Here is a 21,097-nt window from a genome sequence, read left to right as displayed (position 1 = left end):
ATATGTAAGCATTCAAAGTTAGGATTAGGCCAATTATTACCCTTTGCCTATTACTTATTACTCATACTCTAGTCCATTTCCTTCAAAGTGATATTCTTGGAAATTTTGTAGCTTTTTTTCTTCTTATGAGGTTTGGGCTCTTCTCCGAGCAATCTTCCCCAAGGTTTGAGATCATCTACTCTTTCACAGATGATTTTTATAATTGCAATGGCCGGAATACACAGGAACATTCCTGCAATTCCCCAAAGATGTTCCCCTAAAAGAATTCCGATAAAAGAAAATAAAGCATTGATCTTTACTTTAGAACCCACAACAAATGGAAGGACAATATTACCATCTACAGCATGAATCGCAATATATCCTAAAGCAACATAAATACATGTTGAAGGAGTAGAAGTGGCAAATGCTATAAAACAGGAAATTAAAAGTGAGATAAAGATTCCCAGATACGGAATAACGTTTAGTAATCCTGTTAAAACTCCTAAAAGAATCGCATATTTCACTCCCAGAATCGTAAGGAGAGTGGAAGTAAGAACAGATACGATAATTACCTGAAGAAAGAGTCCGAAGATATATTTCTTGGTCATGATTCGAATCTCATTTACAGCTTCCTGTACACTGGCTTTATGTCTTTCGTTGAAAACAGTAACGATAAAATTATTTAAAAGTCTTCTGTAATTTAAAATAAAGATAAAAAACAGGGTGAAAAATATAATGAAGCCGAAGCCTGTTGAAAAAATCCCAAATGTAAATCCTAAAATGACTCCCGAAGAAGACAGAAGTTTAGTTAATCCTTGGTTAATGTAATCCACCTGTTCATCCACTTTCACATTGAATGTTTTGGAAACCCAATGCTGGAGGCTATTAAAAACAGTGGTAAACTGTTCCTTGAGGTGCGGAAGATCCTTACTGAAATCAGACAGCTGATTGGTAAAGAAATAAATAATACCGCTTAAAATCATCAGCATAATAAATACTGAAGTCATGGTAGACATAGATCTTGGAAATCTTAGCTTTCTTTCCATAAAAGTAGCTGCAGGCAAAAACAGCATCGCCATAAGGAATGCCAGGAAAAACGGAGCTAAAATACTCTGTCCTAATGCCAGAAGGTAGCCAAGTCCAATGATGGAAACTACCACGAGGGTAAGCTTGACAAGGAAAGGAAGTCTAAGGAAATTCATAATCTAAAAATATGCAGTGTGGAATAAAAATAAGAAAACCCTTCTGAATTGAAAAACTTTTTATTCAATCCTTCAGGATTTTCTTGGATTGTATCAAATTTTATTCCACCCAGCCAGGTTGATTGTGATTTTTTTATCTAAAACAGAAACACGCCCTGAATATCAGAACGTGTTTCTTTATTGAGAAGTTAATATGTTATAAGTTGTTTTATTCTTCAATGGCGATGTCAATGACTTCTTCCATTCTGTTAACGTAATGTACTCTCAGATTTTTCAGATAATCTTTTTTGATTTCCTCCACATCTTTTCTGTTAGCCTCACAAAGAATAACATCTTTGATTCCTGCTCTTGTTGCAGCAAGAAGCTTTTCTTTGATTCCCCCTACAGGTAGTACTTTCCCTCTTAATGTAATTTCACCTGTCATTGCCAGGTGAGGCTTTACCTTCTTGTTTTTAAATGAAGAAACCATTGATGTCAGCATCGCAATACCAGCAGAAGGTCCATCTTTAGGTGTTGCTCCTTCAGGAACGTGTACGTGAATGTTTTTCTTATCCAGGTCTTCTTGTGGTATTCCCAGCTCATCATGTTTCGCTTTTATGTATTCCAGTGCAATAGTAGCAGATTCTTTCATTACCGTTCCCAGGTTTCCCGTCATCGTTAATGCCCCTTTACCATTGCTTAAAATACTTTCAATATAAAGGATATCGCCTCCTACACTTGTCCATGCAAGACCGGTTACTACACCTGGAACTCCAGTGATTTCAGATAAGCTTTTAGGTCTTGGAACTCCAAGAATCTCATCTATTTTTTCCACTGAAATTTTTGGATCATATTCTTTTACCAAAGCAGTCTGTAGGGCTACCCATCTTCCAATGGCTGCAATTCTTTTCTCCAGAGTTCTTACACCACTTTCTGAAGTATGTGCTTCTACAATATGCTTAAGTTCTGCATTCCCAAGTTTGAATGATTTGGCATCCAGCCCATTTTCTTCCTGTTGCTTTTTGATCAAATGTCTTTTGGCAATCTCGATTTTTTCCTCCAAAGTATAACCGGCAATCTGAATGATTTCGGTTCTGTCTAAAAGAGGTGTCTGTATGGTTGAAAGTGAATTGGCTGTAGCAATGAACATTACTTTTGAAAGGTCATAGCCCATCTCCAGGAAATTATCATAAAAAGACTTATTTTGTTCAGGATCAAGAACTTCTAAGAGTGCTGAGCTTGGGTCTCCATGAAGACCTTGTCCGATTTTATCAATCTCATCCAGAACAATTACCGGATTTGAAGTGCCTGATTTTTTGATCGACTGTAAAATTCTTCCAGCCATGGCACCGATATACGTTTTTCTATGTCCGCGGATTTCACTCTCGTCATGAAGTCCTCCCAATGATAATCTTACATATTTTCTTCCTAAGGCATCAGCAATAGATTTTCCTAAAGAGGTTTTACCCACGCCTGGAGGTCCTACCAATAATAGAATAGGAGACTTCATGTTGTTTTTTAATTTTAAAACAGCCATGTGCTCCAGAATTCTCTTTTTAATATCTTCCAGTCCGAAGTGTGCTTTGTCAAGTACTTTTTCAGCTTTTGCAATATCAAAAATATCTTTTGTATAAGTTTCCCAAGGTAGATCTGTAAAGAAATCCAGGTAGTTTCTCTGTACGTTATAGTCCGGAGAATTAGGATTCTGACGCTGAAGTCTGCTGATTTCTTTCTGGAAATGGTCTTCTACCTCCTGACTCCATTTTTTTGTTTTAGCCTTAGCAATAAGATCTTCCACATCACTTTCAGGTCCGCCGCCCAGTTCTTCCTGGATTGTTCTGATTTGTTGATTCAGGAAGTATTCTCTCTGCTGCTTATCAAGATCTTTTGAGGTTTTCTGATGAATCTGATTTCTCAGTTCCAGTTTTCTGAAATCTTCATGCATCATCTCATAGCACTGATTGGCTCTGATCATCAGGTTTTTCTCTTCAAGAAGTTTTTGTTTTGCAATGGAAGAGAAATTAGCATTCGTGCAGATGAAATTCAGAAGATCATCATTATTGTTAATATTTTTGATCGCGAAATTTGCAGCATTAGGAATATTGGGATCAAGTTCAATGATCTTTAAAGCGAGATCTTTGATGTTCTCCAATAATGCTTCATACTCTTCCTGATCTTTAGGCCGGCTGTCTTTTAATTTTGATATTTCTGCTTTGAAGTAAGGTTTATTATCTATGATTTTTTTAATCTTAAATCTGTGGAAACCTTTAGTGATAGCAGTAATATTACCTTCAGGCAGCTTAATAATCTTAATGATTTTTGCCAGGGTACCGGTAGAATAAATATCTTTTTCGGAAGGTTGTTCCAGATCCGAATTTTTCTGGCTTACAATTCCAATAAAATCTCCGTTCTTCTGTGCCTCTTCAAGAAGCTGGATAGAGGTTTTTCTCCCTGCAGTAATAGGAATTACCACATTAGGGAACATAACCATATTTCTTACGGGAAGTATAGGGAATATTTTCTGTTCGGAATTTTTATCAGTCTCTGCGAAGTCGGAAAGATTGATTTCTTCAGTTACGATATCAAATCCGTCACTGATCATTTCTTCTAAACTAATATCTTCAAATTCTGTCATAGTCAATCGAATGACAAATTGTCATTTTCGTTTTTTATCGTTAAAGGGATTTTTATATAATATACTCTGAAAACGTGCGGCATATTATAATGTTTTAAAAATGCACAATACTTATGCCATTTGTTTTTTACTTAAAAATACGGTCAAAATTTCCTTTTTTAGATAATCTTTGCATTAAAAATCAAAATTAAGCAGTTCTGTTTCTGTAATTTCTTAAAAATGTGTATTTTCGCAAACTGATAAAAAACTATAATTTATAAAATGGCAATTTTAGGACAGATTAGGAGTAAGCCTTGGCTTTTAATGGGAGTAATAGCCTTAGCGCTTTTGGCGTTCCTGGTGAACCCAGATAGTATCGACAAGGTTTTTGGTAAGAATCCTGATGTTTTAGGAAAAGTAAACGGTGAGAAAATCACCCGCGAAGAGTTTAATGATCAGCTTTTCGTGTTGCAGCAGCAGGCTGAACAGCAAGGTCGTCCAAAAAACGGTCTTGAAGAGCAGGCTTGGCAGTTACTTGTACAATCTAAACTTATCAAACAACAGTTTGAGAAATTGGGCTTTGAAATGACTGATGATTATTTCTGGAATCAAATCCAGTACGATCAGATGTTTGCTCAGAATCAACAGTTCTTTGATGAGAAAGGTAACTTTAAAACTCAAGAGCTTAAAAAAGAAATTGAAACATTACAAAACACCAATCCTCAAGGATATACTCAATGGTTGAAAACAAGAAAGACAATCGAGTACAGACTAATGGCAAGACAGGTGTTTACTAATCTTTCTGCAGGTATTACTACAGGTAAGAAAGAAGCTGAAGAATTGATGAAGCAGAGAGATCAGCTTGCAGATATCGACTTTGTAAAAGTAGATTATGCGGCTTATCTTCAAAAAACAAAGATCAATGTGACAACACAGGATCTTGCTGATTACATCAAGAAGCACCCTGTAATGTTCAAAGCTGAGCCAAGCAGAAATATCGGTATTGTATTTTTCCCATCTAAACCAAGTGCAGCAGATGATGCAGCAGCCTTGAAAGAAATTACAAAATTATATTCAGGAGGTACAGATGCAAGCGGAGGAACTGAAAACTTCCAGAATACTAAAAACGATTCTATGTTTGTAGCGGCAAATTCTGATGCACCATTCAACCCTCAGTATTTGAATCCTGCTCAATTGCCTCCAACAATCAAAGATCAGATTACTGCAGCAGCAGTAGGTCAGACTTTTGGTCCTTATAAAGAACAAGATGTATATGTAGTCTCTAAATTGGTAGGTAAAAGACCTTCAGATTCTACTTTGTCTAGACATATCCTAATTGCATTCAAAGGAAGCCCTGCAGGTGAAGGGGTAACAAGAACTAAAGAGCAGGCTAAGAAATTGGCAGACTCAATTGGTGCAATTGTAAAAGCAACTCCTGCTAAATTTACAGAATTCCTTAAGCTTTCAAGCGATCCAAATTCTGCAGCTCAGGGAGGTAGTCTTGGTTGGACGACACCAGAGACACCTTTCGTTCCAGAATTCCTTGCTTATCTTGCAAGCAATCCTAAAGGAGCTACAGGAGTAGTAGAAACACAGTTCGGTTATCATATCATCAATATTGAAGATAAGAAATCAGGATCAATGGGGTATAAAGTGGCTAACCTTGTGAAAGCTATCAAACCTTCAGATGCTACTGAGGCTGAAACAGACAAAAACTCAAGAAAATTCATTCAGCAGGTTCAAGGAAAATCTTTCAACGATTTTGTGAACATTGCTAAAAAAGGAAACTATCAGTTCTCTAATCCAAAAGCAGCGAAAAGATTTGAAGGTCAGCTTCAGGGCTTAGGTACTGAAAAAGATGGGGAAATCCTTACTTGGGCTTTTGATAAGAAAAGAGAAAAAGGAGATACTGAATTATTTACTGTAGACGGTACGGGTGATAAGATTGTAGTATATCTGAACGGAAAACAGGAAGCAGGTCTTGCGGATCCTGAATCAGTGAGAGATCAGATTGAAGTTATCGTTAAAAATAAATTGGCAGCAAAACAAATCTCTGATAAAATTGCAGCAGCAAAAGCTTCCAGCTTAGATCAGGTTGCTAAATTGTTTGCCGCTCCAAAACAATCTGCTCAGGTGAACCTATTGAATCCTTCAGTAGCAGGTGCTATGGAACCTAAAGTTGCCGGTGCAGCATTCGGTGTTGCAAAAGGTAAGCTTTCTAACCCGGTTGAAGGTGGAACAGGAGTTTATGTTTTGATCAAAAAATCAGAAACTGTAAACAAACAGCCCGGAGATCTTAAGCAGTTTACAGAATCTCTTACTCAGAGAAGTGCTGGAATGTTCGGACAGGCTTGGATGAAGAGTCTTCAGGATAACGCAGATATCGAAGATTACAGAATCGAGATCTGGAACAAGCTGGGAAATCAGCAACAATAAGAAAATCATTTCAATGATATAAAAAGCGACAATTTTTTTTGTCGCTTTTTTTGTATTTAACGCAGAACAATAAAGGAAAAGATTTATTTAAAATGTATTATATTTGCTTATTAGAAAAAAATTAGCAAGTGAAGTTCAGTAAAGAATTAAAAGCTGGTGTGATTGCACTTCTAGCTATCGTAGGCTTTGTGGTGTTGTTTCAGTTTATGAAAGGGAAAAGCCTTTTTACTACCGACAATATATTTTACGCGAAATATGACAATGTAGAAGGCCTGGCGCAATCTTCAGCGGTTTCTATTAATGGTTTGAAGGTAGGACAGGTAGACAAGATTATTCCTATCACCTCAAAAGATGGAAAAATAAATTTTGTCGTAAAAATTACAGTCGACAACAAATTCGAATTTTCAAAAAATTCAACATTGGAGATTTTTGAACCAGGATTAATGTCTGGTAAAGAAATGAGAGTAAACCTTATGTATGGAGGACCGACTGCAAAAGACGGAGATACCTTAAAAGGAGCTTTCAAACTGGGAACGTTGGGAAGCCTTTCTTCTCAGGTTGGTCCGGTAAAAGATCAGCTACAGGTGGTTTTACATAGAGTAGACTCTCTAATGACCAATGCAAATCAGGTTTTTGATGCTCAGAACAGAGCCGAAATAAAAGCTTTACTAGCTAACCTTAATAAAACAGTGGGAGCATTACAGACTACAGCAGGAAGTGTAAATACACTGGTAGGACATAATGATCCAAAGTTGCAAAAGGTGCTGGACGATGCAAGTCTTACGATGCAGAGTGGAAAAGTTACCCTGGATAAATATGGAAATCTGGCCCAGAGTATTGATACTAAACAATTGAATGCTACGATTGCCAATTTGGATGCTACAGTAGGAAAATTAAATCAGGTGATCGGTGGTATAGATAAAGGAGAAGGAAGTTTAGGTAAACTGATGAAGGATGAACAGCTTTACAACAACCTGAATTCAGCATCTTCCAATTTGAATTCATTGATTGAAGATATGAAAGCGAATCCGAAGAGATATATTAACTTCTCGGTTTTCGGTAAAAATAACAAAGACTAATACGCCTTATGCAGTACATCGATAACATTATTTTCCTGATTTTATTAGTGGCGGGATTTGGGCTGTTTGCCAAAAGCCTCCAGAAGATCTATAGAAATATCAGGTTAGGTCACGAAATCAATAGAAACGACAGAAAAGGAGAACGCTGGGAAACGATGGCTCGTGTGGCCATGGGACAGAGTAAAATGACAGCACGTCCTGTTGCAGGAGTTTTACACCTTTTTGTATATGTAGGTTTCGTGATTATTAATATTGAATTAATAGAAATTGTTGTTGATGGAATATTTGGTACACACCGTTTTTTATCAAGCATTTTTGGGCATACATTTTATAATTTCTTCACAGCAACATTAGAAGTTTTAGCACTTCTTGTAGTGGTTGGGGTTGTCATTTTCTTTATTCGTAGAAATTTTTACGGAGTGAAGAGATTGACGATGAAAGAACTTTTCGGTTGGCCAAAAAATGATGCCAACTGGATTTTGATTATTGAGTTTGCCTTAATGATGGCTTTCTTTATGATGAATGCTTCAGATTTTGTTTTACAGTCAAGAGGAGTTTTACCAGAGCATGGAAGCTTCCCCATCAGTGAGATGACATTTGTTCCGTTCTTAGAAATCTTCAGCTTTGATAGCGGATTTTTGATGTTCACAGAGAAAGCTGCGTGGTGGTTCCACTTTGTAGGTATTCTTTTCTTTATGAACTATCTTTATTACTCAAAACATTTACATATTATCCTTGCATTTCCAAGTACATGGTATGCAAATCTTGATAAAAAAGGAAAGTTCAATAACCTTGAGTCTGTAACAAAGGAGATCAAATTAATGATGGATCCTAATGCAGATCCATATGCTGCTCCGGCTGAAGGTGCAGAAGCTGATGTCCCTTCTAAATTCGGTGCTGAAGATATCTTCGATCTGAATCAGGTACAATTGCTGAATGCTTATTCATGTACAGAATGCGGGCGTTGTACTTCTGTTTGTCCTGCTAATATTACCGGTAAAAAACTTTCTCCGAGATTAATCCTGATGAAAACCAGAGACAGATTGGAAGAAGTAGGAAGAAATATTGATCAAAACGGAAAATTTGTTGATGACGGTAAAAAATTGTTGAACGATTATATCACGAAAGAAGAACTTTGGGCTTGTACCACATGTAATGCATGTACAGACGCATGTCCGGTATTGCTTGACCCGCTTTCCATTATCTTTGAAATGAGAAGATTCCTGGTGATGGAACAGTCTGCTGCTCCACAGGAACTGAACCTGATGATGACGAATGTGGAAAACAATGCAGCCCCTTGGCAGTATAATCAGGCTGACCGTCTGAACTGGGCATCGGAAAACTAGATAATTAATCAATTTGAAAATTTGAAATTGATTACAGCCTACATCACTTTCAAATTTCCAAATTCTCACATTTTCAAATTGAAAAAGAAATGGATTTCACTATAAAAACAATGGCAGAGTATGCTGCCGAAGGAAAAGCTCCGGAAGTTTTATTCTGGGTTGGATGTGCGGGAAGTTTTGATGACCGTGCTAAAAAAATTACAAAAGCATTTTGCAAGATATTAAATAAAATAGGGGTAGAATTTGCAGTTCTGGGACAGGAAGAAAGCTGTACAGGAGATCCTGCGAAAAGAGCAGGAAACGAATTTGTATTCCAGATGATGGCTCTTACCAATATTGAAGTATTGAATGCTTACGAAGTAAAGAAAATCGTAACGGCTTGTCCACATTGTTTTAATACGCTTAAAAATGAATATCCAAGCCTTGGCGGGCACTTTGATGTAGTACACCATACACAGTTCCTTAAAACCTTAATGGAAGAAGGAAGACTGAAGATTGAAGGAGGTGCATTCAGAGGGAAAAAAATTACTTTTCATGATCCATGTTATCTGGGACGTGCCAATGACGAATATGAAGCACCAAGAATGCTTCTTGAGAAGCTGGATGCTGAACTTGTAGAAATGAAACGTTGCAAAACCAATGGTCTTTGCTGTGGTGCAGGTGGTGCACAGATGTTTAAAGAACCTGAAAAAGGAAAGAAAGACATCAATATTGAAAGAACTGAAGAAGCTTTATCCTTTGAACCTAAGGTAATTGCTACAGGATGCCCTTTCTGTAATACCATGATGACGGATGGGGTAAAACACTTTAATAAAAATACAGAAGTTGCCGTAAAAGATATCGTTGAACTTCTTGCTGAAGCAGAAGACTTATAATTGACATCTTATACAGGTTTATGAAGCTGAAATGGAGACTCTCCTTTTTGTTTATCATTTCGATACTTGCTCTTCTTACATTCTGGAATTATCAAAACAGAGTATATGATTGGGACATGCCGGGGTATCTGGGATGTATGTATACTTCGGAATTTCCGGATTCTCCGGATAAAGTTCGAATCCTTACGTATGAGGAAATAAAAAAAGAAGCTCCTGCAGAACATTATACAGACATTATAGGAATAAAGCAGTGGGATATTCCAAGGCAGTATTTCGTAAAAAATACACAATCTTTTACAGAACAATTACCCTATTTTCAGATCAAAGTAGGGTATATTCTTGTGATTACTCTCTTTTATAAGCTTGGACTGTCATCGCCAATGGCTATACTGTTTACAAGTCTTATTTCTTACTTTTTTTCAGGAATATTATTATTTTATATTCTAAAACTCCTGTTCCCGAAAAAATACTGGCTTGCTATCGTATTAACCATTGCAGCAATGCTTTTACCGCCAATGACTTACATGTCAAGGGTCTCTACGCCGGATATGTTTATCTTTCAGTTTATGCTGATTTTTATGATTGGCTTAATTAAAAAATGGAACAAATGGGCCATGTTTGTACTTCTGTTTGGAATTACCTTTATACGGCCGGATTATATTACATTCACCCTGACTTATATTGTTGCTGTTTTCTTTTTCCATTATTTTCAGGAAAAGAAAATTGATGTTTCTTTTATTGTACAGGGAACAGTTCTTCTGGTTATGTATCTGGCCATCATTAAGTTTTATCATTATCCGGGATGGAAAGATCTCTTTTATGACACTTTTATTGATAGAAGACCTATTATTTCCACACATCCGATAGACGTTAGTTTAATGGACTATCTGAGTATCATTTACATCAAGATTATTTATTTCAAAAAGGTAACTTTATCGGTAGCTATTATGATTGGAGTAATTTTCTGGCGTTCCAAAGATGTATGGGTAAGAATGATTTCCGTTCTTTTAGTGGTGAATCTTTATATCAAATTCTTCTTCTTTCCGCAGTCGGCTGCATTAAGGTTTTTCTTTCCCTTCATTTTTCCGCTTTTCATTATTATGCTCTATGTACTGAGCAAAAAATACAATGATCTTAAACTCGAGAAAATTGCGTAATTTTGTATTTAAGATGATAAGGATATTCAATCATTGTTAAATTAATGTTCTGGTCAGTGATCAGAATTTATTTTACTTGATAAATCCTTGAAAAATAAATATTTACATTATGAAAATCGAAGAATCTAATATTGTAGAAACCAACGACTACAGAGTCATTATATATCCGGCTTCAAGACCTTTCGAAACAAAAGAAGCAAAAGCCATTACCGAGAAACTATTTGATTTCCTTGCAACATGGGCTGCTCATGGAAAACCTCTTTCTTCTTCATTTAAAATTGAAAAGAATCAGTTTATCATAGTGTGTGTAGACGAAGAAAAAGAAATGGCTTCAGGATGCAGCATTGATGCTTTAGGAAAGGTGATGAGAGAAATTGATGAAGAATATCAATTAGGTCTTTTTGATAGAATGAAAGCAAGCTTTGTTGAGAACGGGGAAGTAAAAACTTTAAAATTAATTGATTTTAAAACGAAGTTGAGAAATGGAGAGTTTGCAGAAGATATCCAGGTTTTTGACTTCTCTAAAAATACTTATCTTGACTTTTTAAGCCACTTCCTTCTTCCTTTGGAGAAAAGTTGGGCGGCTTCTATAAAATAATTGCTGTTAAGCTGATACAAAAGAATAATCATAAAGTGGAAAATATATTTCCACTTTTTTGTTTTAATGTATATTTGTATAGATTCGAGCAGTGACTAATGCCTAAAGTACTTTTTTTAACGACTTCCCACAGCTATAATGATGACCGCATTTTTTATCATCAGGCGAAAGCTCTTAGAGATAATGGGTATGAAGTGAAAATATGCAGTTTATATGCAGAGTATAAAGGTTGTATTGATGGGATTGAAATAGAATCTTTTGCCGTTCTTGAAGAAAGCATAGAAACGAAAATGGAAACTCTCAGAAAAGTTTGTAATGCTTTTCACCCCGAATGTATCATTTGCTCTGAACCATTGGCTGTTGTAGCCGTAAAGAAATTTGTAAAAGAGCATAAGATAAGTTGTATCTATGACGTTACAGAATGGTATCCTTCCATGTCAATGCTTCAAAAGTACAGGTTTCCGGCTACCATTTTTCAGGCCATAAAGTTTTCTCTTATTCAGCTGTATGCTGGATTTTTAAGTACCCATTTCATTTTTGGTGAGACCACTAAAAAGTTTCCTTTATCTTATTTTTTTGGATTTAAAAAACAGATCATTGTTCCTTATTATCCGGATTCTCTTTACATCAAAGAAAGTATAAAACAGCTTGATCCGAAAGCTATTACACTCTGTTACACAGGTCAGATTTCTAAAGATAAGGGAATTGAAAATTTCTTCAAGGCAATAGATAGGCTTCGTCAGAAAATGCCTGCACTCCATATCAGGATTCTGATTATTGGTTCAACGGTACAGGAAAGCGATGAGCTCTACTTTTCATCATTATTGAAGACCTATTCTTTTGAAGATATTGAGATCAGAAAACCAACGAGTTTTGAAACATTTACAGAAGCATTTGCTGATGCGGATCTATGTTTTGATCTCAGGGAAATTAACTTTGAAAACAACCATTCTCTGCCGATAAAACTGTTTTACTTTATGGGAGCAGGAAAACCTGTGATTTATTCAAATCTGAAGGGCATCCGGAAGCATATGAAGAAACTTTCATTTGGAAGTCTGGTAGAGCCTCATAATGCTGAAGCAATATCGGATATTATTATCAGTTATATCAGGAATCCGGAGGTGTACCATTTGTATGCTCTCAATGCACGAAAAGAATTTAAAGAAAAATATAATTGGGGACTCATAAAAGATTCCTTCGTTGATTTTGTAAAAAAATCTATTGATAAATAATCACCATGCAGCTTACTATCATTAAAACATTTGTCTCACGCTTCCTTATTCTGATCCTGAGTTTCGGACTGGTGATCTATTCTACGAATATGTGGGGAAGTGAGGGTAAGGGAACTATTTCCATTGTGGTGGCTAATGCAGCAGCAGTAAGTTTTTTCAGTAGTATCTTTTCCGGAAGCAGTGCTTCTTATTTCGCCTCGAGATTTAAAATAGAAAAGGTTTTGTTATATGCCTATCTGTGGTCTCTCCTGACAGGGCTTTTAATCCCCTTTTTATTCAGTATAGCTTCTATTCAGAGCGAATATCTGGTGTATCTGATCGGAATATCTGTTTTTTCTTCTCTTTTATCTACCAATATCAGCTTGTTTATTGGAACACAGAATATTAAGAAGTTTAATGTTTACACTGTTTTACAGCAGTTGGTTCATATTATCTTTATAGGAATATTGGTGTATCTGTTCGGAAAGAAAGATGTTTCAGTGTATTTTCTTGCCCAGATTGGATGTCTGGCACTTCTTTTCCTTACCAGCTTTTTTCAGATTATCAAAAAATGCAATATTTCCGAAATATCATTTTGTAAGGAGGTGGGCAGAAATATGTTTGAATATGGCTGGAAAACTCAGCTAAGCGCTTTTGTTCAGTTTTTGAATTACAGGCTTTCGTTTTATTTCTTAGAATATTTTGAAGGCATTGCCAGTGTAGGAATATTCTCTATCGGGGTTACTTTCTCGGAAGCTATATGGACTATTACCCGCAGTATTGCTGTTATTTTATATTCAGATGTGGTTAACAGTAAAAGTAGGGAAGAATCCATAGGAAAAACTAAAGAATCTTTAAAGTTGACTTTTTTTCTGATGATAGGTTTTGTGTTGGGAATCATTATTATACCCGCTCAGGTTTATGAGATGATCTTTGGAAAAGAGTTCGGAGACACCAAAGAAATCATGCTCCTTTTATCACCGGGAATTTTTGCCATAGCCGTAAGTGATATGGTGGGGCATTACTTTTCAGGAATGAGAGAGCTGAAAATTCTCAATATAAAATCTATTGTAGGACTGGTGGTTACTGTTATACTTTCTTTTATTGCCATACCAAGATGGGGAATTTTAGGAGCCTGTATTGCCACTACATCATCCTATTTTGTTTCAGCTTTCCTGTTGTTCAGAAAATTTTATGCTTCTACTCCATTTATTTTGAAAGATTATATGGTTACAAAAGAAGAAATACAGGTTTTTAGGCAAAAATTTTTAAAGAAATAATTGTTTCGGACACATACAGAAAACAAAGTCATTTTCCTATTTTTACAAATCTATTAATTCTTTACTATGTGCGGAATCAGCGGTTATTATTCATTCCATAAAAGTATTTCCTCTACAAATATTCTGGAAATGAATCAGGCGATCAGACATCGCGGTCCGGATGACGAAGGATTCTGGCTATACAATGCCGGCGAGGGAATTTCTTTTTCAGGGAATGATTCCACACAAAAAATTAAAGAAGATTTTCCGGTTTTAAAGGATAGGAATTCAGATATTGCTTTGGGTTTCCGTAGATTATCTATTATTGATTTGTCTGAAAAAGGGCACCAGCCAATGCTTTCAGAAGATGAGCAGATCATTATCACGTTTAATGGAGAGATTTATAATTTTAAAAAATTAAGGAAAGAACTTGAATCTTTAGGGTACTCTTTCCACAGTACCTCGGATACAGAAGTTATTCTCAAGGCGTATCAGCAATGGGGAAATGCAACCTTTGCAAAGCTGGATGGGATGTTTGCGATTTGTATCGTGGATCTTATCTCCCAAAAGCTTATACTGGCAAGAGACAGAGTAGGAATGAAGCCTCTTTTTTATCATCAAAATGAAGAAGGGTTGGTTTGGGCTTCAGAAATAAAAGCATTACTGAAAAATGAATTGGTAAAACCAGAAATCAACTGGAATGGAGTCTATACTAATTTTCTTTTTCAGACAACATTGGCACCGCAAACCTGTTTTCAGCATATTTTTTCCCTAGAACCTGCTTCTTTTATGACTATTGATTTAAAAGATCAGAAAATCACCAAAAAAAAATTCTGGAAGCTGCCTTCTCCGTCTGGAAAAAATATTTCCGAAGAAGAAGCGGTAAAAAAAATAGATGAACTTCTTTCTCAAAGTATTTCAGAGCAATTATTTGCCGATGTTCCTGTTGCTATTATGATGAGTGGAGGAATAGATTCAACGTTAATTGCTTCGAAATCAAAATCTTTTAATGCTGGTGTTAATACATACACAATCTCTTATCCGTTTTCGGAAGAAGAAGTTACAAATGCCTCTATAGCCGCCAGGCATTTTGATGTTTTGCATGAGATAAAAGAGGTGAGTGATGAAGAAGCACTGGAACATCTTACAGAAAATATCCAGCATTTTGAAGAACCTTACAGCAGCTTTGAAGTCTTAATCAATGCAGCAAAATACGCCCATGATAAAAACTTTAAAGTTGTAGTAAGCGGAAATGGAGCTGACGAACTTTTTGCCGGCTATTCCCATACGCTGAAGCTGAATAAATGGCTTCTGATGAGGAATTTCAATTTTGTAAATCCTCTTATTTTTACAAAGGATAAATTTTCACAGCGAGTTAAAAACTACTTTTCCCAGGATCATATGTTTGATTTTTTCAGACAAAGCCAGATCAGTATGAGACCGTTGGAAGTTAAAAGTCTTATAAACCCAGATATTTATAGTAAAATTAATTCTGACCTTTCAAATTATCATCTTTCAGAAGAAAAAAATTATAGTGGGTATTTTGAATATGATATTAAATATTCCCTCTCTTCCCATCACGTTTTCCGGGATGATCTGAGTGCGATGAAGTATAGCGTGGAATTTCGTTATCCTTATCTGAGTAACAGCCTGATAGAATATGTTTCAGCACTTCCGCAGAATATTAGATTTAATGGAGTTCAGAATAAACCCTTATTACGTAAAACAGCTGAAAAATATCTTCCTCAGGAAGTTTTGAATATGCCCAAGAAAGGATTTTCATTTCCTGTTAATTATTTCATTAAAAATGAACAAAGAGTAAGAGACTTTATTACTGAAAATCTTGAACGTTTGAAAAAGAGAAATTTCTTCAATACTGCAGTGATTGATGAGTGGTGGAATCATCAGGATTATGAGTATGATTGGGTGAAAATATGGCAGCTGGTTACCTTTGAGCTGTGGTATCAGAAATATTTTGAAAAATAAAGAAGCAGTCTAAAGATTAATATTTTACCTTTGTATTTATGATGAAATATTTTTGGGGCATTTTTGTAGCGGTTTTTGCACTCATCAGTTGTAAAAATGATGATGATTCTTTGCAGAGAATAGATCAGGTGCTTAATATCTATATGAAAAACAGTGCTGGTCAGGATTTACTGAACAGTAAACTTGCAGGATCTTATACGGGATATTCCGTAAATGATATTTTTGGAACGAAAGATATTGCTCCGGTAAGTATTTCGTTAAAAACATCACCCGAGTCATTATACTATATGGAATATCTTGCAGGAGCAAAAAGAAGAAGACTGGATTCTATCAGCCCGGATCAACCAGGTACAGGAACTTCTTACCATTCCAAAATGTTGATTACCTTTACAAAAAGTACCAATGTTAATGATAATGTTACCGGGACATTAGAAGTTCAATATCGTAATACACCTACTGCATTTCAGGTTTCAAAGGTATTGTATGACGGAAATGAAGTATTTTCAAAAGATGCTGATGCACCTACTTCAATAAATACCGTTACGATCACAAAATAATTTTTAAATTTGTACAATTGTTAGCTTATTATGAGCTAAACATCTAATATTTAACATCTAAATAAAATGTTACAAGTCAATTTTTTGCGCGACAATAAAGAACGCGTTTTAGAAGGTCTTAAGAAAAGACAATTCAAAAATCTTGAGTTGGTAGACGAGGCTATCGCTGCCGACGAAGAAAGAAAAAGAATCCAGTTTGAACTAGATTCCCAACTTTCCGAAATCAACAAAATTTCGAAAGAAATCGGACTTTTGATGAAAGAAGGGAAAAAAGAAGAAGCGGAATCAGCAAAATCTAAAACAGCACAATACAAAGAGTCGAGCTCAGAATTGAAATCCCAGCTAGAAGTTAAAGAAAATGACTTACTGAATATTCTGTATCAGCTTCCCAACATTCCAAATGAATTGGTAAAGAGTGGTGCTTCTGCGGATGATAACGAAATCATTTTCCAGTCTCATCCGGTAGAAGGTCTTGGTGAAGGGGCTATTCCTCACTGGGAACTGGCAAAAAAATACAACCTGATTGATTTTGAATTAGGGGTAAAAATTGCCGGAGCAGGTTTCCCGGTTTATTTAGGAAAAGGAGCAAGATTGCAGAGAGCTTTGGTTCAGTATTTCTTAGATAAAAACGTAGAAAAAGGATATACAGAAGTGAATCCTCCTCACGTTGTGAATGAAGCTTCAGGTTTTGGTACCGGGCAGCTGCCAGATAAAGAAGGACAGATGTATTATATCAACGAAGATAGATTATATCTTATTCCTACTGCAGAAGTTCCTGTAACGAACCTTTACCGTGATGTATTGCTTGAGGAAAAAGATCTTCCAATCAAAAATACAGCATTCTCTCAGTGTTACAGAAGAGAAGCAGGAAGCTACGGAGCTCATGTAAGAGGATTGAACCGTCTTCATCAGTTTGAAAAAGTAGAAATCGTAAGAATTGAAAAACCTGAAAATTCTTATGCTGTTTTGGAAGAAATGGTAGAGCACATCAAAGAAATCCTTACCGATCTTGAACTTCCGTTCAGAGTATTAAGACTTTGTGGAGGTGATACAGGTTTTGCATCCGCAATGACATATGATTTCGAGGTATGGAGTGCTGCTCAGGAAATGTGGTTAGAAGTAAGTTCTGTGTCTAACTTTGAAACCTTCCAGGCTAACAGATTGAAATGCCGTTACAAAGGAGATGGTAAATCTCAGTTGGTTCACACCTTAAACGGATCAGCAATGGCATTACCAAGAATTATGGCTGCTTTGCTGGAGAACAATCAGACAGCAGAAGGAATTAAGCTTCCTAAGAAGGTTGCAGAATATGCAAGATTTGATATGATTAACTAAATTAAGTTAATTTAGTCCATAATAAAAACCCACCGAATATCGGTGGGTTTTACTTTTATTCCGTAACGATGATAATCTTTTTATCTGCGTTTTTGAGTTTTGTATCCTGGTCATAAATGGCTTTCAGATCATAATCTATTCTTATAGAATGGTCGTCAATCTGTTTTACCCAATCATGTTTACCTGAGATGGATTTTATTTTATTTTCAAATTTTAAGGTTGTACCGATCTTTTTAAAAAACATTATCATCATACCGGCTACTTTCTCAGCTTCTTCCTTTGAACTTTTGGTTTTGACAGCCTCTTCAATACTTTTTAGATTAAAATTTTCTGTATCAATAGTGAGAGTTTTTCCATCCCAGCTATTGTATATATTTTGATCTAAAGGGATTTTTTCAGTCTTTGTAAAACTTTTCAAAACCAAATAATCTTCTGGAGTAAAATGTTCCATTTTAAAAGAAAATCCTGCCAGTTTGTTGTCTTCTTTTGTGGATTTCATGAAAACCTTTTTCATGATTCTGATGGAGTCCGGATTTTCAGTTTTTAATTTTCCTTCTTTTTTAGAAAGATCATACATACTTGTCCAGGTAGTCGGAAGTCTGTCCATTTCTCCAAATTCTTTCTGCTTTAAGGAATCTGGTGTCATAGCCATCATCTCAGTCATAAACTCCCTTGTATCGATATCTGTGATAGAAGAGGAGGCAGCATCTTTATGATAGACAATTTCAGAAGTGATACTGCAGGATTGCAGTATAAAAAGACTTATCAGAAATAAGAAGATGGTTTTCTTCATGGTAGATTTAAATACAAATTAATGGCAGTTAACGGCTCCGTTCGGATCTTTAATAATTGTCATGGCTTCTGCCTTAGGAGAAACATACGGTATTCCCAGCTCAAGACCTCTCAGAATAAATAATCCTCCTAAAATAATCATGATTACCGGAACAGCTTTTAAAACTTTTACCCTGAAAGCCTGATTCATGAGATTTCCAGCCAGAACTATGGCAAACATGAACGGAAGGGTTCCAAGACCAAATAAAGCCATATATAAAGCTCCCTGCCATATTCCTCCTCCTGCGAGGCTGGCGGTAAGTGCCATATACACCATTCCACACGGTAGAAAGCCATTTAATAGACCTGTTGTAAATCTTGAACGGTAATCTGCTTTCTGAAGTAATTTTCCCAAATTCATTTTTACGCTATACAGAAACTTGGATAAGAAAGGAATTTTTGAAGCAAAATCTTTTCCCCCAAATGAAAATACAGCCATAATGATCAGAAGAACTCCTGCTGTAATAGTGAGGTATTTCTGAAAGCCGGCCATTTCAAATCCTTGTCCGATAATTCCGAGAAGTGCACCCAATAAGGAGTAGGTGAAAATTCTTCCGAATTGATAAGTAAGGTTTTGAAGATAGAAATTGGCTGCCTGTTTTTTGGTTAATCCCATCGATAAAGCAATAGGTCCGCACATTCCGATACAGTGAAAACCGGAAGCAAAGCCTAAAGCAATAGCCGATACAATAAGTCCTATTTCCATATCACATCATAATCCATTCGGTAGTCTGTTTTATCTTTTGTCCAACTTAATCTTAATGTGTAGTTTCCCACTTTCAATACCTGTGCAGGAATTGTGAAAGATTGGCTGGTATCAAGCTGTACAGATTTTTTAATGTCTAAATTCTGGTCGTCGGTTCTGTTTAAAACAAATTTTACCGTAGTATTTGAGTTATTATATTCTTTTGGAAAAGTAATTTTTATTCCTTGAGTATCCTGGCTGTATACAGGTTTTTCCTGAAGATCATCTGCTTTTTTCTTAGCATCAATCACATCCTGGTACTTCAACTCTTCTTCGTAATAATTATCGGTTACCATTTCAGAGTTCTTCTGCCCGTTCGGGAAAAGAAACATCATGGATAATATAAAAACTATGAATGCTAATAGTGCAATTACAACACCATGTCCCCAACTAAAGTTCTTCATTTTTTTCTAATTAAAATTGCAGTTTAAATGGTCCTTCAAAATAGGTCTGGTACGAGTCTACCAATTTACCTTTCATATCGTAAACACCAATGGTAATATTCTGTTTAGAGAGTTTCATATCATTTTCCGGGAAGCTGATATTGATCGTTCCTTTGGAAATTTTATCTCTGTCTACCTGAATTTTACTTGATGCACTGTAAGTAATTTCACCATGTGCCGGATCTATTACTTTGATGGTAACGATTTTTTTCTCGTTCGTTTTATTAAGGAAGGTATAGTTATAAGTATTGGTAATTTTACCGTCTCTTACAAAGAATGTGCTACCTGCCGGTTTGATGAATTTAGCCTCCATTTCACCACGGCTGTAAAGAAGATATCCCAGGAATCCTACAAGAAGGAACAGGAATACTGAGAAACCTTTCATTCTTCCTGTAAACTTGAATTGAGTTTCTTTTTCAATTTCGTTTTCAGAAGCATAGCGGATCAATCCTTTTGGAAGACCTACTTTTTCCATCACTTCATCACAGGCATCAATACATGCGGTACAGTTGATACATTCAAGCTGTTGTCCGTCTCTGATATCAATTCCTGTTGGGCATACTACCACACATTGATGACAGTCGATACAATCTCCCTTGCCAGCAGCTTTTCTGTCTTCACCTTTTCTCCATTTTGATCTGTTTTCTCCTCTTTTGAAATCATAAAATACGTTAATCGTATCTTTATCAATCAATACTCCCTGAAGTCTGCCATACGGACAAACCAATGTACAAACCTGTTCTCTGAACCATGCAAATACAAAGTAAAATGCAGCGGTAAGGAGAATCATCACAATAAAATTGGTAGGATGTGCAAATGGTCCTTCGCCAACAATTTTAAATACTTCTTCATATCCTACGATATACATGAACATGAAATGAGTGATTACTAATGAAATAATGATGTAAACAGTCCATTTTAAACTTCTCTTCCAGATCTTCTCACTGTTCCACTCCTGTCTGTCCAGCTTCATTTGCTTGTTTCGGTCACCTTCAATCAGGTATTCTATTTTACGGAAGATCGATTCCATAAAAATTGTCTGAGGGCAAATCCACCCGCAGAAAATTCTTCCGAATGCAATCGTAAAAACAATTATAAAGATTAAAGAGGCGATAGCACCTAAGGTAAGGATAAAGAAGTCCTGTGGATAGAAAGGCTGTCCAAAGATGAAAAACTCCCTGTCTATTACATTAAACATCAACAATGGGTTGCCATTGATTTTGATGAATGGTAATGCAAAGTAAATAATTAATAAAAGGTAACTTACAATGTTTCTGTAGTTGGTATATTTCCCTTTTGGTTTTCTTGGAAATACCCATCTTCTCTTTCCGGATTGCTCCATTGTCCCTATAGAATCTCTGTAAGTCTCAGGGTCCAGAACCTGTCCCTGTCCGCCGCGTACTTCTATTTCTTCTATGTCTGACATATGTAATAGGTTTTAAAAAAGAAAAAACATAATTCGTTA

Annotated in this window: 17 protein-coding genes; 11 read left to right on the top strand and 6 right to left on the bottom strand. The window is 35.9% G+C overall.

Going from position 1 to position 21,097, the window contains the following annotated elements; translation table 11 throughout:
• Nucleotides 1-68: 68 nt before the first annotated feature.
• A complete protein-coding gene (locus BUE84_RS21945) occupies nt 69-1,181 on the bottom strand; it encodes an AI-2E family transporter (protein WP_034692644.1) in 1,113 nt (370 codons plus the stop codon).
• A 208-nt stretch (nt 1,182-1,389) separates the two neighbouring features.
• Nucleotides 1,390-3,795 (bottom strand): endopeptidase La, encoded by a 2,406-nt coding sequence (lon, locus tag BUE84_RS21940; RefSeq protein ID WP_079243499.1) that lies wholly within the window; start codon nt 3,793-3,795, stop codon nt 1,390-1,392.
• Nucleotides 3,796-4,056: 261 nt separating this feature from the next.
• Between lon and BUE84_RS21935 the strand changes: the two genes are divergently transcribed.
• The 11 genes from BUE84_RS21935 (at nt 4,057) to serS (ending at nt 17,613) form a co-directional block, all read left to right on the top strand.
• A complete protein-coding gene (locus BUE84_RS21935) occupies nt 4,057-6,210 on the top strand; it encodes a SurA N-terminal domain-containing protein (RefSeq protein ID WP_079243498.1) in 2,154 nt (717 codons plus the stop codon).
• Between the two features lie 128 nt (nt 6,211-6,338).
• Nucleotides 6,339-7,289: an MlaD family protein gene (locus BUE84_RS21930; protein WP_079243497.1), complete on the top strand. Its 951-nt coding sequence runs from the start codon at nt 6,339-6,341 to the stop codon at nt 7,287-7,289.
• Between the two features lie 8 nt (nt 7,290-7,297).
• Nucleotides 7,298-8,635, top strand: coding sequence for a (Fe-S)-binding protein (locus BUE84_RS21925; protein ID WP_079243496.1), 1,338 nt, complete (start codon nt 7,298-7,300; stop codon nt 8,633-8,635).
• An 89-nt stretch (nt 8,636-8,724) separates the two neighbouring features.
• On the top strand, nt 8,725-9,510 hold the full coding sequence (locus BUE84_RS21920; RefSeq protein WP_034692631.1) for a (Fe-S)-binding protein: 786 nt from the start codon (nt 8,725-8,727) through the stop codon (nt 9,508-9,510).
• Between the two features lie 20 nt (nt 9,511-9,530).
• Entirely contained in the window at nt 9,531-10,667 is a 1,137-nt protein-coding gene (locus tag BUE84_RS21915) for a hypothetical protein (RefSeq protein WP_079243495.1), read from the top strand.
• Nucleotides 10,668-10,776: 109 nt separating this feature from the next.
• On the top strand, nt 10,777-11,265 hold the full coding sequence (locus BUE84_RS21910; RefSeq protein ID WP_079243494.1) for a hypothetical protein: 489 nt from the start codon (nt 10,777-10,779) through the stop codon (nt 11,263-11,265).
• Between the two features lie 98 nt (nt 11,266-11,363).
• Nucleotides 11,364-12,497, top strand: coding sequence for a glycosyltransferase (locus BUE84_RS21905; protein WP_079243493.1), 1,134 nt, complete (start codon nt 11,364-11,366; stop codon nt 12,495-12,497).
• A 5-nt stretch (nt 12,498-12,502) separates the two neighbouring features.
• Nucleotides 12,503-13,756 carry a polysaccharide biosynthesis C-terminal domain-containing protein gene (locus BUE84_RS21900; protein WP_079243492.1) on the top strand — a complete coding sequence of 418 codons (1,254 nt, stop codon included), beginning with the start codon at nt 12,503-12,505 and terminating at the stop codon, nt 13,754-13,756.
• A gap of 66 nt (nt 13,757-13,822) precedes the next feature.
• Nucleotides 13,823-15,721 carry an asparagine synthase (glutamine-hydrolyzing) gene (asnB, locus tag BUE84_RS21895; RefSeq protein ID WP_079243491.1) on the top strand — a complete coding sequence of 633 codons (1,899 nt, stop codon included), beginning with the start codon at nt 13,823-13,825 and terminating at the stop codon, nt 15,719-15,721.
• A gap of 38 nt (nt 15,722-15,759) precedes the next feature.
• Nucleotides 15,760-16,278, top strand: a complete 519-nt coding sequence (locus BUE84_RS21890; protein WP_079243490.1) for a hypothetical protein — start codon at nt 15,760-15,762, stop codon at nt 16,276-16,278.
• A 66-nt stretch (nt 16,279-16,344) separates the two neighbouring features.
• Nucleotides 16,345-17,613: a serine--tRNA ligase gene (gene serS / locus BUE84_RS21885; RefSeq protein ID WP_079243489.1), complete on the top strand. Its 1,269-nt coding sequence runs from the start codon at nt 16,345-16,347 to the stop codon at nt 17,611-17,613.
• A 55-nt stretch (nt 17,614-17,668) separates the two neighbouring features.
• Here the strand turns inward: serS and BUE84_RS21880 are convergent, their stop codons facing one another.
• The 4 genes from BUE84_RS21880 to ccoG are packed head-to-tail and all read right to left on the bottom strand — an operon-like array spanning nt 17,669 to nt 21,058.
• A complete protein-coding gene (locus tag BUE84_RS21880) occupies nt 17,669-18,406 on the bottom strand; it encodes a hypothetical protein (protein ID WP_079243488.1) in 738 nt (245 codons plus the stop codon).
• 18 nt (nt 18,407-18,424) lie between these two features.
• Nucleotides 18,425-19,150: a sulfite exporter TauE/SafE family protein gene (locus BUE84_RS21875; RefSeq protein ID WP_034692613.1), complete on the bottom strand. Its 726-nt coding sequence runs from the start codon at nt 19,148-19,150 to the stop codon at nt 18,425-18,427.
• Nucleotides 19,141-19,593 (bottom strand): FixH family protein, encoded by a 453-nt coding sequence (locus BUE84_RS21870; RefSeq protein WP_079243487.1) that lies wholly within the window; start codon nt 19,591-19,593, stop codon nt 19,141-19,143. The genes BUE84_RS21875 and BUE84_RS21870 overlap by 10 nt, the downstream gene beginning before the upstream one ends.
• Before the next feature lie 10 nt (nt 19,594-19,603).
• Nucleotides 19,604-21,058, bottom strand: a complete 1,455-nt coding sequence (gene ccoG, locus BUE84_RS21865; protein ID WP_079243486.1) for a cytochrome c oxidase accessory protein CcoG — start codon at nt 21,056-21,058, stop codon at nt 19,604-19,606.
• Nucleotides 21,059-21,097: the final 39 nt, after the last annotated feature.

Source organism: Chryseobacterium indologenes (assembly GCF_002025665.1).
Lineage (GTDB): Bacteria > Bacteroidota > Bacteroidia > Flavobacteriales > Weeksellaceae > Chryseobacterium > Chryseobacterium metallicongregator.
Note: the sequence above shows the minus strand (reverse complement) of the source record. Positions and strands in the feature narration are given on the sequence as shown.

Excerpts from the sequence above, each read along its gene's own strand:
- serS (WP_079243489.1), top strand. The coding sequence starts at position 16,345 with ATGTTACAAGTCAATTTTTTGCGCGACAATAAAGAACGCGTTTTAGAA.
- BUE84_RS21900 (WP_079243492.1), top strand. The coding sequence starts at position 12,503 with ATGCAGCTTACTATCATTAAAACATTTGTCTCACGCTTCCTTATTCTG.
- ccoG (WP_079243486.1), bottom strand. The coding sequence starts at position 21,058 with ATGTCAGACATAGAAGAAATAGAAGTACGCGGCGGACAGGGACAGGTT.
- lon (WP_079243499.1), bottom strand. The coding sequence starts at position 3,795 with ATGACAGAATTTGAAGATATTAGTTTAGAAGAAATGATCAGTGACGGA.
- BUE84_RS21920 (WP_034692631.1), top strand. The coding sequence starts at position 8,725 with ATGGATTTCACTATAAAAACAATGGCAGAGTATGCTGCCGAAGGAAAA.
- BUE84_RS21890 (WP_079243490.1), top strand. The coding sequence starts at position 15,760 with ATGATGAAATATTTTTGGGGCATTTTTGTAGCGGTTTTTGCACTCATC.
- BUE84_RS21875 (WP_034692613.1), bottom strand. The coding sequence starts at position 19,150 with ATGGAAATAGGACTTATTGTATCGGCTATTGCTTTAGGCTTTGCTTCC.
- BUE84_RS21915 (WP_079243495.1), top strand. The coding sequence starts at position 9,531 with ATGAAGCTGAAATGGAGACTCTCCTTTTTGTTTATCATTTCGATACTT.
- BUE84_RS21905 (WP_079243493.1), top strand. The coding sequence starts at position 11,364 with ATGCCTAAAGTACTTTTTTTAACGACTTCCCACAGCTATAATGATGAC.
- BUE84_RS21945 (WP_034692644.1), bottom strand. The coding sequence starts at position 1,181 with ATGAATTTCCTTAGACTTCCTTTCCTTGTCAAGCTTACCCTCGTGGTA.
- BUE84_RS21870 (WP_079243487.1), bottom strand. The coding sequence starts at position 19,593 with ATGAAGAACTTTAGTTGGGGACATGGTGTTGTAATTGCACTATTAGCA.
- BUE84_RS21880 (WP_079243488.1), bottom strand. The coding sequence starts at position 18,406 with ATGAAGAAAACCATCTTCTTATTTCTGATAAGTCTTTTTATACTGCAA.
- BUE84_RS21910 (WP_079243494.1), top strand. The coding sequence starts at position 10,777 with ATGAAAATCGAAGAATCTAATATTGTAGAAACCAACGACTACAGAGTC.
- BUE84_RS21925 (WP_079243496.1), top strand. The coding sequence starts at position 7,298 with ATGCAGTACATCGATAACATTATTTTCCTGATTTTATTAGTGGCGGGA.
- BUE84_RS21935 (WP_079243498.1), top strand. The coding sequence starts at position 4,057 with ATGGCAATTTTAGGACAGATTAGGAGTAAGCCTTGGCTTTTAATGGGA.
- asnB (WP_079243491.1), top strand. The coding sequence starts at position 13,823 with ATGTGCGGAATCAGCGGTTATTATTCATTCCATAAAAGTATTTCCTCT.